General features: G+C 72.6%; 12 protein-coding genes. 10 read left to right on the top strand and 2 right to left on the bottom strand.

The annotated features are described in order from the left end of the window. Positions 1 to 403 precede the first annotated feature (403 nt). The 6 genes from J4709_RS36785 to J4709_RS36760 all read left to right on the top strand — a co-directional run bounded on the left by J4709_RS36785 (position 404) and on the right by J4709_RS36760 (position 8,828). Complete coding sequence (locus J4709_RS36785; protein WP_307801867.1) at positions 404 to 1,078, top strand: RNA-guided endonuclease InsQ/TnpB family protein; 675 nt, start codon at positions 404 to 406, stop codon at positions 1,076 to 1,078. A gap of 41 nt (positions 1,079 to 1,119) precedes the next feature. After that, the gene (gene mnmA, locus J4709_RS36780; RefSeq protein WP_208248022.1) at positions 1,120 to 2,196 is read left to right on the top strand and encodes a tRNA 2-thiouridine(34) synthase MnmA; all 1,077 of its coding nucleotides are present in this window, start codon (positions 1,120 to 1,122) and stop codon (positions 2,194 to 2,196) included. 154 nt (positions 2,197 to 2,350) lie between these two features. Next, positions 2,351 to 3,169 (top strand): LLM class F420-dependent oxidoreductase, encoded by an 819-nt coding sequence (locus J4709_RS36775; protein WP_208248021.1) that lies wholly within the window; start codon positions 2,351 to 2,353, stop codon positions 3,167 to 3,169. A gap of 58 nt (positions 3,170 to 3,227) precedes the next feature. Beyond that, positions 3,228 to 4,232 (top strand): methionine synthase, encoded by a 1,005-nt coding sequence (locus tag J4709_RS36770; protein ID WP_208248019.1) that lies wholly within the window; start codon positions 3,228 to 3,230, stop codon positions 4,230 to 4,232. Between the two features lie 50 nt (positions 4,233 to 4,282). After that, entirely contained in the window at positions 4,283 to 6,451 is a 2,169-nt protein-coding gene (gene ligA / locus J4709_RS36765) for an NAD-dependent DNA ligase LigA (RefSeq protein ID WP_208248016.1), read from the top strand. A gap of 253 nt (positions 6,452 to 6,704) precedes the next feature. After that, positions 6,705 to 8,828: a putative bifunctional diguanylate cyclase/phosphodiesterase gene (locus tag J4709_RS36760; RefSeq protein ID WP_208248014.1), complete on the top strand. Its 2,124-nt coding sequence runs from the start codon at positions 6,705 to 6,707 to the stop codon at positions 8,826 to 8,828. A 3-nt stretch (positions 8,829 to 8,831) separates the two neighbouring features. On the opposite strand, the gene J4709_RS36755 is transcribed toward J4709_RS36760, so the two are convergent. Next, on the bottom strand, positions 8,832 to 9,083 hold the full coding sequence (locus J4709_RS36755; RefSeq protein WP_208248012.1) for a DUF6458 family protein: 252 nt from the start codon (positions 9,081 to 9,083) through the stop codon (positions 8,832 to 8,834). Positions 9,084 to 9,242: 159 nt separating this feature from the next. Between J4709_RS36755 and gatC the strand changes: the two genes are divergently transcribed. The 4 genes from gatC to J4709_RS36735 are packed head-to-tail and all read left to right on the top strand — an operon-like array spanning position 9,243 to position 13,335. Continuing rightward, positions 9,243 to 9,542 (top strand): Asp-tRNA(Asn)/Glu-tRNA(Gln) amidotransferase subunit GatC, encoded by a 300-nt coding sequence (gene gatC, locus J4709_RS36750; protein ID WP_173099435.1) that lies wholly within the window; start codon positions 9,243 to 9,245, stop codon positions 9,540 to 9,542. Then, a complete protein-coding gene (gene gatA / locus J4709_RS36745) occupies positions 9,542 to 11,041 on the top strand; it encodes an Asp-tRNA(Asn)/Glu-tRNA(Gln) amidotransferase subunit GatA (protein WP_208248010.1) in 1,500 nt (499 codons plus the stop codon). Before gatC ends, gatA begins: the two co-directional genes overlap by 1 nt. 14 nt (positions 11,042 to 11,055) lie before the next feature. Beyond that, positions 11,056 to 12,540, top strand: coding sequence for an Asp-tRNA(Asn)/Glu-tRNA(Gln) amidotransferase subunit GatB (gene gatB / locus J4709_RS36740; RefSeq protein ID WP_208248091.1), 1,485 nt, complete (start codon positions 11,056 to 11,058; stop codon positions 12,538 to 12,540). A 48-nt stretch (positions 12,541 to 12,588) separates the two neighbouring features. After that, positions 12,589 to 13,335: a DUF4253 domain-containing protein gene (locus J4709_RS36735; protein ID WP_208248008.1), complete on the top strand. Its 747-nt coding sequence runs from the start codon at positions 12,589 to 12,591 to the stop codon at positions 13,333 to 13,335. On the opposite strand, the gene J4709_RS36730 is transcribed toward J4709_RS36735, so the two are convergent. Then, on the bottom strand, positions 13,332 to 14,411 hold the full coding sequence (locus J4709_RS36730; protein ID WP_208248006.1) for a PQQ-dependent sugar dehydrogenase: 1,080 nt from the start codon (positions 14,409 to 14,411) through the stop codon (positions 13,332 to 13,334). The genes J4709_RS36735 and J4709_RS36730 overlap by 4 nt on opposite strands. Positions 14,412 to 14,797 lie beyond the last annotated feature (386 nt).

Genomic DNA, 14,797 nt, shown 5'->3' with positions numbered 1-14,797 from the left:
TCCGGCCGCCTGCGTCGAGGACCATCGAGTCCTGTACGACGCCGCCCTTGAGCACCGACGGACCGCCCACCGCAGAGCGGGTGCGATGGTCCGTTACGGTGACCAGTCCGCCGAACTGAAGGACGTCCGTGCCGCCGGCCCGGACGGGCAGGGCCGGTGGTCGTTCTCCTCCCAGCAGGCCACTCTCAGGCGTCTCGACCTGGCGTTCGCCGCGTTCTTCCGCAGACTTCGGAACGGGCGAAGCCCCGGCTACCCCCGGTTCAGAGGGCGAGGCCGATTCGACACCGTCACATGGCCGAGGGACGGGGACGGCCGCCGCTGGAACTCCCAGCCGGGGCATCCCACGGCGACGTTCGTAGGCCTCCTCGGAGTCGGTCATGTCCGCGTCCACCAGCATCGGCCCGTGGTCGGGACCATCAAGACCATCAGTGTGAAGAGAGAGGGCGATCACGTACCCAACCCTCGCCCGCTCGCCGCCACTGCGCGCCGGCTCTCGACCGCCCAGCAGGCGCTGGCCCGCAAGTCTCCAGGATCCGAGCGGCGGCGCAAGGCGGTCCGCAGGGCGGCCGCCTTGCACGCCAAGGTGAGGCGGCAACGGCTCGATCACGCGCACAAGGCGGCGCTCGCCCTCGTCCGCGAGCACGACCTCATCGTCCATGAGGACCTGCGAATCGCGAACATGACCCGCTCGGCCCGAGGGACGGCCGAGCGTCCCGCCAGCAAAGTCGCTCAGAAAACGGGACTGAACAGATCGATTCTGGACGCGGGTTGGGGGGTGTTCCTGACGGTCCTCGCGTACAAGGCTGAAAGCGCCGGTCGAGAGCTGATCGTGGTGAACCCCGCCGGAACGTCCCGCACGTGCGCCGCATGCGGGCACAGCGCTGCGGAGAATCGCGTCGGACAGGCCGTGTTCCACTGCCGTGCATGCGGGCACGCCGCGCACGCTGACGTGAATGCGGCGGTCAACATCCTCGGGGCAGGGCTTGCCCTTCGTGAGGCTGCGCAAGCGGCCCAGCGAGAAGCCGCTTCCGCCAGGAAGCGGAGGAGTCACAACCCGCCTCATCGTACGCGGAATTGATGACGGGTAGCCCCCTGGCTGCGCGTACGCTCGATGGCACTATGACTCTGCGCGTACTCGCCGCCATGTCGGGCGGCGTCGACTCCGCGGTGGCCGCGGCCCGCGCCGCCGAGGCGGGGCACGACGTCACCGGCGTCCACATGGCCCTGTCCAGCAACCCTCGGTCGTACCGGACGGGGGCGCGCGGCTGCTGCACCCTGGAGGACTCCCGGGACGCGCGCCGCGCCGCCGACGTGATCGGCATCCCGTTCTACGTGTGGGACCTCGCCGAGCGCTTCCACCAGGACGTCGTCGAGGACTTCGTCAGCGAGTACGCGGCGGGCCGCACCCCGAACCCGTGCCTGCGCTGCAACGAGAAGATCAAGTTCGCGGCGCTGCTGGACCGGGCGATGGCGCTCGGCTTCGACGCGGTCTGCACCGGCCACTACGCGCGGCTGGACGGCGGCGTCCTGCGCCGCGGCGTCGACGAGGGCAAGGACCAGTCGTACGTGCTGGCGGTGTGCACGCCCGAGCAGCTCGCGCACGCCCTGTTCCCGCTCGGCGACACCGCCAAGGCCGACATCCGGCGGGAGGCGGAGCGGCGCGGCCTCCAGGTGGCGGACAAGCCCGACAGCCACGACATCTGCTTCATCGCGGACGGCGACACCCGCGGGTTCCTCGCCGAGCGGCTCGGCTCGGCGCCCGGCCCGATCGTCGACACCGACGGGACGCGGGTCGGCGACCACGACGGCGCGTACGCGTACACGATCGGGCAGCGCAAGGGGCTGCGGCTCGGCGTCCCGGCGCCGGACGGCAAGCCCCGCTACGTCCTGGACATCTCGCCGGTCACCAACACGGTCACCGTGGGCCCGCGCGAGGAGCTGGACGTCCACGAGATCGTCGGCGAGCGCCCGGTGTGGCTGGGCGAGGCGCCCGCCGGGCCGTTCGCCTGCCACGTGCAGCTCCGCGCGCACGGCGAGGTCTACGCCTGCACCGCCGAGCAGGACGGCGACGAGCTGCGCATCCGCCTGGCCACGCCGGCGCGGGGCGTCGCGACCGGCCAGGCCGCCGTCCTCTACGAGGGCGACCGCGTCCTCGCCTCCACGACGATCGCCGAGACCGCCCGCGTCGCTGCCTGACCGGCGCCATGGAGCGGAGCTCCAGCGGAGCGGAAGGTGCTGGTCAGGCCTGCACTTGCCGGGGGGTGTGGGGGGGCGTCCCCCCACAGGGGGATTTGACCGGCGCGGAGCGGCGCCGGGCTAGGGTCTTCGTGATCACTGCTTGGAGGGCGCTGTGGAATTCGGTGTGTCGACGTTCGTGACGGACGACGGGATCGGCCCGGCCGCGCTGGGGCGCGCGCTGGAGGAGCGGGGGTTCGGGTCGCTGTTCGTGGCCGAGCACACGCACATCCCGGTGAAGCGGGAGTCGCCGTGGCCCGGCGGGGACGAGCTGCCCCGGCACTACTACCGGACGCTCGACCCGTTCGTGACGCTGACCGCGGCCGCGACGGCGACCGAGCGGCTGCGGGTCGGCACGGGCATCGCGCTGATCGTCCAGCGCGACCCGATCCTGCTGGCCAACGAGGTCGCCTCGCTCGACCTGGTGTCCGGCGGACGGGCCGTGCTGGGCGTCGGCGCGGGCTGGAACCGGGAGGAGATGCGCAACCACGGCACCGAGCCGAAGACCCGGATGCGGCTGCTGCGCGAGCGCGTCCTCGCGGTGAAGGAGCTGTGGACGAAGGACGAGGCGGAGTTCCACGGCGAGTTCGTCGACTTCGACCCGGTGTTCTCCTACCCGAAGCCGGTGCAGGACCCGCACCCGCCGGTGCTGATCGGCGGCGCCGGGCCGACGACGTTCGACCGGGTGGTCGAGTTCGGCGACGGCTGGATGCCGATCTTCGGGCGCGGCACCGACGCGCTGGCCGCGCAGGTCGCCGAGCTGCGGGAACGGGCCGGGCGGCGGGTTCCGGTGACGGTGTTCGCCGTCCCGCCGAAGCCCGAGGTGATCGAGGCGCTGGGGGCCGCGGGCGTCGACGGGATCCTGTTCAACCTGCCGACCGAGCCGGAGGACGGCACGCTGGCCCGCCTCGACCGGCTGGCCGGGCTGCTCTGAGCCCGGCGGGCCCCGCCGGGAGGATTCGGGCGGTCGTTTCGTCGGTAGGGTTCCGTCCGTGACGAGCGACTTCCCGTGGCAGGCGGGCACCGCGACCGGCGTCGGGTCGTACCCGGGGGACGACCCGGCCGAGGCGCTGCGGATCGTGCTGGGGGAGCTGCCCGAGCTGCCGCACCTGCCGGAGCTGCCCGCGCGCGGGCCCGGCGCCGACCTGACCGGGCGGACGGCGGGCCTGCTGGTGGACATGCCGGTGCGGGTGGAGCCGTCCGGCTGGCGGTTCTCCGACCGGCCGGGCCGCGACACGCTGCGCTCCCACGACCACCTCGCGCGGGACCTGGACGTGCTGGAGGAGGTCGCGGGCGGCCACGACGGCCCGTTCAAGATCCAGGTGTGCGGGCCGTGGACGCTGGCCGCGACGATCGAGCTGCGGCACGGCGACCGCGCGCTGAAGGACCCGGGCGCCGTCCGCGACCTGGTCGCGTCGCTGGCCGAGGGCGTCGCGGCGCATGTCGCCGACGTCCGGCGTCGGCTGCCGTCTGCACAGGTCATCGTGCAGCTGGACGAGCCGGGCCTGCCCGCCGCGCTCGCCGGGACGGTCCCGACGGCCAGCGGCTTCTCGCGGCTGCGGGCCGTCGAGGCGCCCGTGGCCGAGGACGCGCTGCGGCAGGTGATCGAGGCGGCGGACGCGTACCCGGTGGTGCACTGCTGCGCCCGGAACGTCCCGTACGGACTGCTCCGCGGGGCGGGCGCGAAGGCGATCTCGGTCGATCTGAGCCTGGTCCCGAGGCGCGACGACGACGCGGTCGGCGAGACGATCGACGCGGGCGTCGGGCTGTTCCTCGGCGCGGTGCCCGGAACCGACGCCGCGCTGGCGTCGCTCCAGGCGACCGCCGCTCCGGTGAAGGAGCTGTGGCGCCGGTTCGGATTCCCGGCCGCGCAGCTGGCGCGGCAGGTCGTGATCACGCCGGCGTGCGGGATGGCGGGCGCGTCGCCGCGCTACGTCCGCACCGCCCTGAAACGCTGCCGCGACACGGCCCGGATGCTGTACGAAGGCGCTGAGTAAGCAGGCGTGCCGGGCGTCATATTGTCGGTGGTAGCGGCGAGAATAGGCGCATGACCACCAGCGAGGGCGTACCGACGGAGGCGGCTCAGCGGCATCTGGAGCTGAGCGAGCGGATCGACGAGGCCAACTACCGCTACTACGTGCTCGACCAGCCGACGGTCACCGACGCCGAGTACGACCGGCTGATGCGCGAGCTGCAGGCGCTGGAGGCCGAGCACCCGGAACTGGTCACGCCGCGGTCGCCGACGCAGCGGGTCGGCGCGCCGATCACCACCGACTTCGCGACCGTCGAGCATCTGGAGCGGATGCAGAGCCTCGACAACGCGATGAACGCCGACGAGCTGCTGGCGTGGGACGAGCGGGTGGTCAAGGAGGTCGGCGAGGTCGCCGGCTACCTGTGCGAGCTGAAGATCGACGGCCTGGCGATCGCGGTGACGTACGAGAAGGGCCGCCTCGTCCGCGGGGTGACCCGCGGCGACGGCCGCACCGGCGAGGACGTCACCAACAACATCCGCACCATCGGCGCGCTGCCGGACCGGCTGGAAGGCGACGGCTGGCCCGACCTGCTGGAGGTCCGCGGCGAGGTCTTCCTCCCCGTCGAGGGGTTCGACCAGGTCAACGCGGTGCAGGTGGAGGCGGGCAAGGAGCCGTTCGCCAACCCGCGGAACGCGGCGGCGGGGTCGCTGCGGCAGAAGGACCCGCGCGTCACGGCGCACCGTCCGCTGAGCATGCTCGTCCACGGGTTCGGCGCGTGGGAGGGCGGCGAGCGGCCGGAGAGCCAGTCCGGGGCGTACGAGCTGATGCGCGGCTGGGGGCTGCCGGTCAGCGACCGGTACAAGGTCGTCGGCGGGCTGGACGCGGTCCGCGAGTACATCGAGTTCTACGGCGAGAACCGGCACGACCCGGCGTACGAGATCGACGGCGTGGTGGTGAAGGTCGACCAGTTCTCGCTGCAGCGGCGGCTGGGGTCGACGAGCCGGGCGCCGCGCTGGGCGATCGCGTGGAAGTACCCGCCGGAGGAGGTCAACACCAAGCTCCTCGACATCAAGGTGGGCGTCGGCCGGACCGGGCGCGTCACCCCGTACGGGGTGATGGAGCCGATCAAGGTCGCCGGGTCGACGGTGGAGCGGGCGACGCTGCACAACGCGAGCGAGGTCAAGCGCAAGGGCGTGCTGATCGGCGACACCGTCGTGCTGCGGAAGGCCGGCGACGTGATCCCGGAGATCGTCGCGCCGGTGACCGGCCTGCGGGACGGCTCCGAGCGCGAGTTCCAGATGCCGACGCACTGCCCCGAATGCGGGACCGAGCTGGCGTACGAGAAGGAGGGCGACGCCGACATCCGCTGCCCGAACACGCAGTACTGCCCGGGGCAGCTGCGCGAGCGGCTGTTCTTCGTGGCCGGCCGGAGCGCCCTCGACATCGAGGCGCTCGGGTACGTGGCGGCGACGGCGCTGACGCAGCCGCTGGAGCCGAACGATCCGCCGGTGAAGAACGAGGGCGACCTGTTCCACCTGACGGTCGAGGAGCTGCTGCCGATCCGCAGCCACGTGCTCGTCCAGCGGACCGGGACGACCAAGACCGACCCGAAGACGGGCGAGCCCAAGGTCGTGTCGTTCTTCGCGAACAAGGAGGGCGAGCCGAAGAAGACGGTCGAGGTCCTCTTCGAGGAGCTGGAGAAGGCGAAGCGGCAGCCGCTGTGGCGGGTGCTGGTGGCGCTGTCGATCCGGCACGTCGGGCCGGCCGCCGCACGCGACCTCGCCCGCGAGATGCGGTCGATGGACGCGATCGCGAACGCCACGGAGGAGGAGCTGGCGGCGGTGGACGGCGTCGGCCCGACGATCGCCGCGTCGATCAGGCGGTGGTTCGAGGTCGACTGGCACCGGGAGATCGTGGACAAGTGGCGGGCCGCGGGCGTCCGGATGGAGGACGAGGGCGCGGCGGGCCCGCGGCCGCTGGAGGGCGTCTCCGTGGTGATCACCGGTTCGCTGGAGGGGTTCAGCCGGGACTCGGCGACGGAGGCGGTGCAGCGGCTCGGCGGCAAGGTGTCGGGGTCGGTGTCGAAGAAAACGGGCTTCGTGGTCGTGGGCGACAGCCCGGGGTCGAAGTACGACAAAGCCGTGAAATTGGGCGTACCGGTCCTGGAGGAGGAGGGCTTCCGGGTCCTGCTCGCCGATGGGCCAGATGCGGCCAAAAATGTAACTATGCGCGCGGACGCATGACCCGCCGTGGTTAAGCGGCCCCTCACCAGTGTCGCGTTACTCAGGGGTACACTTCAGCTACCCACCGGTGAGGGGCCGGAACGGAAGGGGCATAACGGAACGTACGCAATCGGTTTCGCGAAGTTGAGCAAAGGCCGTACTCTCCCTCACATCACGACCCACCTGAATCTTCGGACGCACCACCTGGGGAGAGTGCCCCCGGGGTCCGGCGCGCCCGGTGCCGGGGACGGCCCCCGAAACCCCCGAGGATGTGATGAAGGACCCGAACAACACGCGGAACATGGCCCCGCGCCGCGGCTCCCCGTTGTGGATCTACTTCGTCGTCGTCATCCTGCTCGGCGTCGCCGTGTGCGCCGCCGCGTTCGCCGGGCTGACCCGCGCCGACCTCGACGCGCTCGCCGGCAACCCGGTGTTCTGGATCCTCGGCTGCTTCATCGTCTTCGGCGAGCTGCGCCCGATCATCACCCCCGGCTCCACCGAGACCAACGGCGCCACCACCTCCACCACGTTCGCGTTCGCCGCGCTGCTGTACGCCGGGCTGCCCGTCGCCGCCGCCCTGCAGGCCATCGCCGTCGTCACCTGCGGCGTCTTCCGCGGCCGCACCCCGCACCGCATCGCCTTCAACGCCGCGCAGTACACCCTCAGCCTCGGCGCCGCCCAGCTCGTCCTCGCCCTCGCCGGCGACCTCGCCACCCCGGCCAGCACCTGGGTCCCCGACGGCGCCGACCTGCCGGCCATCGCCCTCGCCGGCACCGTCTACTTCCTCTGCAACGACACCCTCGTCGGCTCGGCCGTCGCGCTGCACGAGCGGGTCTCGCTGATCAAGGCGCTGCGCTGGGACCTCGCCTACCAGATCCTCGTGCACCTGGCCCTGCTCGGCCTCGCCCCGCTCATGGTCATCGCGATGGACCGGTCCGCGGTGTTCGTCCCGCTGATCCTGCTGCCGTTCATCGCCGTCTACCTGAACGCCTCCGTCGCCGTCCGCCGCGAGCACCAGGCCCTGCACGACGCCCTCACCGGCCTGCCCAACCGCAAGCTGCTCATCGTCCGGACCGAGGAGGCCCTCGCCGAGGCCCGCGGCGCCGAGAAGCGCAGCGCCGCCGGCCGCCGCGGGCCGTCGGCGATCAGGCCGCCGCGCCGCCGCGCCCCCGCCGAGGAGCGCGACCAGCGCGCCGGGCTGTTCCTGCTCGACCTCGACCGGTTCAAGGAGGTCAACGACACCCTCGGGCACCCCACCGGCGACCGCCTGCTGCAGCTCGTCGCGCACCGGCTCACCCACAGCGTCCGCCCCGGTGACCTCGTCGCCCGGCTCGGCGGCGACGAGTTCGCGGTGCTGCTGCCGTCCGTCCGCGACGAGGCCGCCGCCCGCGAGGTCGCCGCCCGGCTGCGCGCCGCGCTCGGCGAGCCCGTCCGCCTCGACGGCATGTCGTTCGACCTGGAGGCCAGCGTCGGCATCGCGCTGTTCCCCGACCACGCCCCCGACTTCGAGCTGCTCCTGCAGCGCGCCGACGTCGCGATGTACAACGCCAAGGAGGGCCGCACCGGCGTCGAGGTTTACTCGCCCGCCAACGACCGCAACTCCCCGGAGCGGCTCACCATGCTCGGCGACCTGCGCCGCGCCATCGACCGCTCCGAGCTCGAGCTGTTCTACCAGCCGAAGGTGTCGCTGCGGGACGGCCAGCTCGTCGGCATGGAGGCGCTGCTGCGCTGGCGGCACCCCGACAAGGGCCTCCTCGCACCCGAGGCGTTCCTGTCGATCGCCGAGCAGACCTACCTGATGCGCTCCATCACCCACCACGTCGTCGAGGCCGCCCTCGCCCAGACCGCCGCGTGGTGGCGCGAGGACCTCGCCGTCCAGGTCGCCGTGAACGCCTCCGGGCGCGACCTCCTCGACACCGGCCTCACCGAGACCATCGAGGAGGGCCTGCTCGCCCGCGGCCTGCCCGCCGCCGCGCTCCAGCTGGAGATCACCGAGCGGATCCTGATGAACGAGCCCGCCTACGCCTCCGACACCGTCGCCAAGCTCGCCGAGCTCGGCATCCCGCTCAGCCTGGACGACTTCGGCACCGGCTACTCCTCGCTCGTCCGCCTCAAGCGCCTGCCCGTCGAGGAGATCAAGATCGACTCCTCGTTCGTCGGCCGGCTCGCCGCCTCCACCGACGACGCGGTGATCGTCCGCTCGATCGTCGACCTCGTCCGCACGCTCGGCCTGCGCTCGGTCGCCGAGGGCGTCGAGGACCCGCAGACCGCGCGCATGCTCCGCGAGATGGGCTGCGACGCCGCGCAGGGCTGGCACTTCGGCCGCCCCATGGACGCCGACACCGCCACCGACTGGCTCCGCCGCAACGTCCAGCGGGCCCCCGAACCCGCCGCGTAGGGCTCAGTAGCGGCGCCGGGCCTCGTAGTCGGGGTCCTCGTAGTAGCGCTCTTCGCGGACGGCGGGCGGCGGACGGCGCTCGACCGTGCGGCGCGCCGAGGCGATCCGGACGATGCCGACGACCAGCCCGATCAGGCCGCCGACCATCAGGATCACGCCCACGAGGCGGATGTCGATGCCGCTGAACTGGTAGTTGACCGCATAGGCCAGGATCGCGCCGATGATGATCAGGGCGATGCTGCCGCCGATGGTCACGGCGGGCTCCTCTCGTCGTCCCGGGGTGGACGACAACAGGGTTCCCCGCACGAGGATCTGAAACGGCGCGCCCGCCGCCGCGGCGGAAAGCGTTCGGGCGGCGGGGGGTCGGCCAATAGGATGGCGGTAACCCAATCATCGCAGGAACGGTTTCTCATCATGTCCGCCATCACCCGTGACGAGGTCTCGCACCTCGCCCGGCTGTCCCGGCTGGCGCTCGGCGACGATGAGCTCGACCATCTCGCCGCCCAGCTCGACCAGATCATCTCCGCGGTCGCGCGGGTGCAGGAGGTCGCGGCGGAGGACATCCCGCCCACCTCGCACGCGCTGCCGCTGACCAACGTGTACCGGCCCGACGAGGTGCGGCCGTGCCTCACCCCGGAGCAGGCGCTCGCCTGCGCGCCGGCCAGCGAGCAGCAGCGCTTCCGCGTACCGCGGATCCTGGACGAGGAGGCCTGATGGCGGAGCTGTTCCGCAAGGGCGCCGCGGAGCTCGGCGAGCTGATGGCGGCGGGCGAGGCGTCGGCGGTCGAGGTCGCGCAGGCGCACCTGGACCGGATCGCCGCGGTGGACGGGCGGGTCGAGGCGTTCCTGCACGTGGACGCCGAGACCACGCTGGCGCAGGCGCGCAGGGTGGACGAGCGGCGCGCGGCGGGCGAGGAGCTCGGCCCGCTGGCGGGCGTCCCGATCGCGCACAAGGACGTGTTCACCACCACGGACATGCCGACGACGGCGGGCTCGAAGATCCTCGAGGGCTGGCGGCCGCCGTACGACGCGACGGTGACCAGGCGGCTGCGCGAGGCCGGCCTGGTGATCCTCGGCAAGACGAACATGGACGAGTTCGCGATGGGCTCGTCCACGGAGAACAGCGCGTTCCAGACGACGCGCAACCCGTGGGACCTGTCGCGCATCCCCGGCGGGTCGTCGGGCGGGTCGTCGGCGGCGGTCGCGGCGTTCGAGGCGCCGCTGTCGACCGGCACCGACACGGGCGGGTCGATCCGCCAGCCCGCGGCGGTCACCGGCATCGTCGGGACGAAGCCGACCTACGGCGGCTCGTCCCGGTACGGGATCATCGCGTTCGCGTCGTCGCTGGACACGCCGGGCCCGTTCGCCCGCAACGTGCTGGACGCGGCGCTGCTGCACGAGGCGTTCAGCGGCCACGACGTCATGGACTCGACGTCGATCGACCGGCCCGTCCCGGGCGTGGTGGAGGCGGCGCGCAGCGGCGACGTGGACGGCCTGCGGATCGGCGTCGTCCGCGAGTTCGCCGGCGACGGCTACGAGCCGGGCGTGACCGCGCGGTTCAACGAGGCCGTGGAGCTGCTGGAGTCGCTGGGCGCGAAGGTCGTCGAGGTGTCGTGCCCGCACTTCGCGTACGCGCTGCCCGCCTACTACCTGATCGCGCCGTCGGAGGCGTCGTCGAACCTGGCGCGGTTCGACGCGATGCGGTACGGGCTGCGCGTCGGCGACGACGGCACCCGCAGCGCCGAGGAGGTCATGGCGCTGACCCGCGCGGAGGGCTTCGGGCCCGAGGTCAAGCGGCGGATCATGCTCGGCACGTACGCGCTGTCGTCGGGCTACTACGACGCCTACTACGGCAAGGCGCAGCAGGTCCGCACGCTGGTCAAGCAGGACTTCGACTCGGCGTTCGAGCAGGTGGACGTGCTGGTCTCGCCGACCACGCCGACCACGGCGTTCCCGATCGGGGAGCGCGCGGACGACCCGATGGCGATGTACCTGGCCGACCTGTGCACGATCCCGGCGAACCTCACGGGGAACGCGGCGATCTCGGTGCCGTGCGGCCTCGCGGACGGCCTGCCGGTGGGCCTGCAGGTGATGGCGCCCGTCCTCGGCGACGACCGCGTCTACCGGGTGGGCGCCGCCGTGGAGCGGGCCCTGGAAGAGCGCTGGGGCGGGCCGCTGCTGGCCGAGGCCCCCGAACTGGCGGAGGCGAAGTGAGCACCCCGACACTCATGCCGTACGACGAGGCGCTCGCGAAGTACGAGCCCGTCCTCGGCCTGGAGACGCACATCGAGCTCGGCACCGCGTCGAAGATGTTCTGCGGCTGCCCGACGGCGTTCGGCGCGGACCCGAACACGCAGGTGTGCCCGGTCTGCCTGGGGCTGCCCGGGTCGCTGCCGGTCACCAACCACGCCGCGATCGAGGGCATCATCAAGATCGGCCTGGCGCTGAACTGCACGATCGTCGAGTGGTGCCGGTTCGCCCGGAAGAACTACTTCTATCCGGACATGCCGAAGGACTTCCAGATCTCCCAGTACGACGAGCCGCTGTGCATCGACGGGCACCTGGACGTCGAGGTCGAAGGCGAGACGTACCGGATCGAGATCGAGCGCGTCCACATGGAGGAGGACACCGGCAAGTCGCTGCACGTGGGCGGCAGCACGGGCCGCATCCACGGCGCCGACCACTCGCTGGTCGACTACAACCGCGCCGGCATCCCGCTGGTGGAGATCGTCACCAAGCCGATCCCCGCGACGGGCGACAAGGCGCCGCTGGTGGCCCGCGCGTACGCGACGGAGCTGCGCGAGCTGGTGCGCTCGCTCGGCGTCTCGGACGTCCGCATGGAGGAGGGCTCCATGCGCTGCGACGTGAACGTGTCGCTGATGCCGCGCGGCGCGTCGGAGTGGGGCACCCGCACCGAGACCAAGAACGTGAACTCGCTGCGCTCGGTGGAGCGCGCCGTCCGCTCGGAGATCGAGCGGCAGGGCGGCGTGCTGGACGCGGGCGGGCGGGTGATCCAGGAGACCCGGCACTTCCACGAGGACACCGGCCGCAGCACGAGCGGGCGCAGCAAGGAGGAGGCGCAGGACTACCGCTACTTCCCCGAGCCCGACCTGGTGCCGATGGCGCCGTCGCGGGAGTGGGTGGAGGAGCTGCGGGCATCGCTGCCGGAGCTGCCCGCCGCGCGGCGCCGCCGCGTCCAGGGGGAGTGGGGCCTGTCGGACCTGGAGCTGCGCGACGTCGTGAACGCGGGCGCCGTCGACCTCATCGAGGCGACGATCGCGGCGGGCACGGACTCCGGCGCGGCCCGCAAGTGGTGGATGAACGAGCTGTCGCGCCGCGCCACCGAGCAGGGCGTGGAGCTGGCGGAGCTGCCGATCACGCCGGAGCAGGTCGCGCGGATCCAGGCGATGGTGTCGGCCGGCGAGCTGAACGACAAGCTGGCGCGGCAGGTCTTCGAGGGCGTCCTCGCCGGTGAGGGCGGCCCGGACGAGGTCGTCGCGGCCCGCGGCCTGAAGGTCGTCAGCGACGAGGGCGAGCTGGCCTCGATCATCGACCAGGTGATCGCGGACAACGCCGCCGTGGCGGACAAGATCCGCTCCGGCAAGGTCGCCGCCGCCGGCGCGCTCGTCGGCGCGGTGATGAAGGCGACCCGGGGCCAGGCCGACGCGGGCCGGGCCCGCGAGCTGATCCTGGAGAAGCTTGGCGCCTCCTGACGGCTCCCGCCGCCTCGGTGTCGTAGGCGTGCGCTAGCTTTCGCGGGCATGGTGGAGAGTGCGTTTCCGGCCCTGCCGGGCGGGTTGCCGCCCGGCAGGTTGGTCGTGCCCGAGGAGGGGCCCGAGGGCGTCATGGCGCTGTGGGTCTCCGACGAGCCGCAGGCCGAGCTGGGCGAGCTGTGGTGCCGGTTGTACGACGAGCGCGCGAGGACGGGCCTGTACCCGCTGCTGCTGGACACGCTCGGAGGCGAGCCGGCGCGGCCCTGGCACGACGGGGAGCTGTTCGTCGACGGCACGGTGGCCGACATCGACGCCCTCGATGTCGAGGCCGTGCTGAGGGGCGGCGGGTCCGGCGGGGAGGACGCGGCCGTCCCGTGGCCCGGGCTCGCCCCGCCCGGCGACGGGGTGGAGGACGCCGACGAGTTCGCGCGGGTGTCCGCCGAATCGGGTGCGGAGGACGCGGAGTTCCTGCTCGGGCTCGTGCCGGCCGCCCGGGGCGCCGACACGTTGACGGTCATGGGATGGTCCGGGCCGGTCAACCACTCCCGGACGGCGGAGATATCCGCGGTGGTCCGGTCGTGGGAGGAGCGGTTCGGGGCGCGCGTGGTGATGGTGGGGTTCGACGTGCTGGGGCTGTCGGTGGCCGCACCGCCGCGGACGATCGAGCACGCCCGTGCGGTGGCCGCCGAACACGAGGCGTTCTGCCCGGACAACATCTGGCAGGGCGTCGGCGACAGGGAGGAGTACGCCGCCGGGCTGGTCGGCCGGCCGAGCTGGTCGTTCTGGTGGGACTAGCGGAGCGGGACGACGATGATGCGGTCGTCGGTCTTGACCGGGGAGCCGCGGCCGTCGCGGTTGCTGGTGGTGAGCCACAGCGAGCCGTCGGGGGCGCGGACGGCGGCGCGGAGCCGGCCGTAGGTGCCCTCGAAGCGGGCGATGGGGCGGCCGACCGCGCCGGAGGCCGTCAGCGGGATCTGCCAGAGGCGCTCGCCGCGCAGCGCGGCGGCCCACAGTGACCCGCCGGCGTAGGCGAGGCCCGACGGGGACGCCTCGGACGTCTTCCAGGTCAGCAGCGGGTTCGTGAAGCCCTTGTGGTTCCCGAAGCCCTCGACGGCCGGCCAGCCGTAGTCGCGGCCCTTCTGGACGAGGTTGATCTCGTCGAAGCGGTCCTGGCCGAACTCGGTGGCGTACAGGCGGCCCTTGGGGTCCCAGGCGAGGCCCTGGACGTTGCGGTGGCCGTACGTCCAGACGCGGGTCCCGAACGGGTTGCCGGGCGCGGGCGCCCCGTCGGGCGTGACGCGCAGGATCTTCCCGGCGAGGGAGTTCCTGTCCTGCGCCTTCTCGCCGCGGCCGGTCTCGCCGGTGGTGATGTACAGCATCCGGTCGGGGCCGAACGCGAGGCGGCCGCCGTTGTGGATCTCGCCCTTGGGGATGCCGGTGACGATCGGCTGCGGCGTGCCGAGCCGCCCGTCGTAGCCGGCGCGGACGACGCGGTTGTCGGTCGCGGACGTGTAGTACAGGAAGATCTGGTGGTCGCGGGCGTAGCCGGGGGAGACGGCGACGCCGAGCAGGCCGCCCTCGCCCGCCGCGGCGACGCCGGGAACGGTCCCGATGACCGTCGTCCTGCCGGCGGGCGTGACGCGCAGCAGCCGCGCCGAGCCACGTTCGGTGACAATGGCGTCACCATCAGGTAGGAACGAGATGGCCCACGGGATCTTCAGCCCGGTGACCAGAACCCGGGGCGTTCCGGGCGGGGCGGCACCGCCGGGCGGTGCCGGCGCCGGTGTGCGCCCACCGCCCGTGTCCTTCGCCGGGGACGACGAGCAGCCCGCGAGGACCAGCGCGGCAAGGACGATCAGGTGCTTGCGCATGAGAACGCCTCCCGCTCCCAGCATGTCATGCCCCGAAATACGGTCACTCAGCGTGATGCCGGGCAAGGGGCCGATTCGGTGACGATCGCGTTTCGGCCGTCCCAAACGGATCGCCGACCGGGCGGTTCGTCGCCATGAGGACGCCCAGCCTCAATCGGTCCGTGACCTACGGAACGTACTCTGAGCATCACGGTGATCCCGCAGCGCGGCAACGTCGCTGGTCTCCGGCCGGCGCATCCGATGCGCCGCCCGTCCCGCGCCGACCCCGCGCGGGGCACGATCCACGACCCTCCGGGCGTTATCCCTGCGACCGGGGCGGTCTGCGGACCCACGTCCCCTCTGGCGCACCGCCGCGCCCGCGAGGGAAGGACAGCTCCCAGCGGGGC

The organism is Actinomadura violacea (assembly GCF_017573465.1).
GTDB classification, from domain to species: Bacteria; Actinomycetota; Actinomycetes; order Streptosporangiales; family Streptosporangiaceae; genus Spirillospora; species Spirillospora violacea.
The sequence above is the reverse complement of the archived record's forward strand: the minus strand, read 5'-3'. Positions and strand labels throughout refer to the sequence as shown.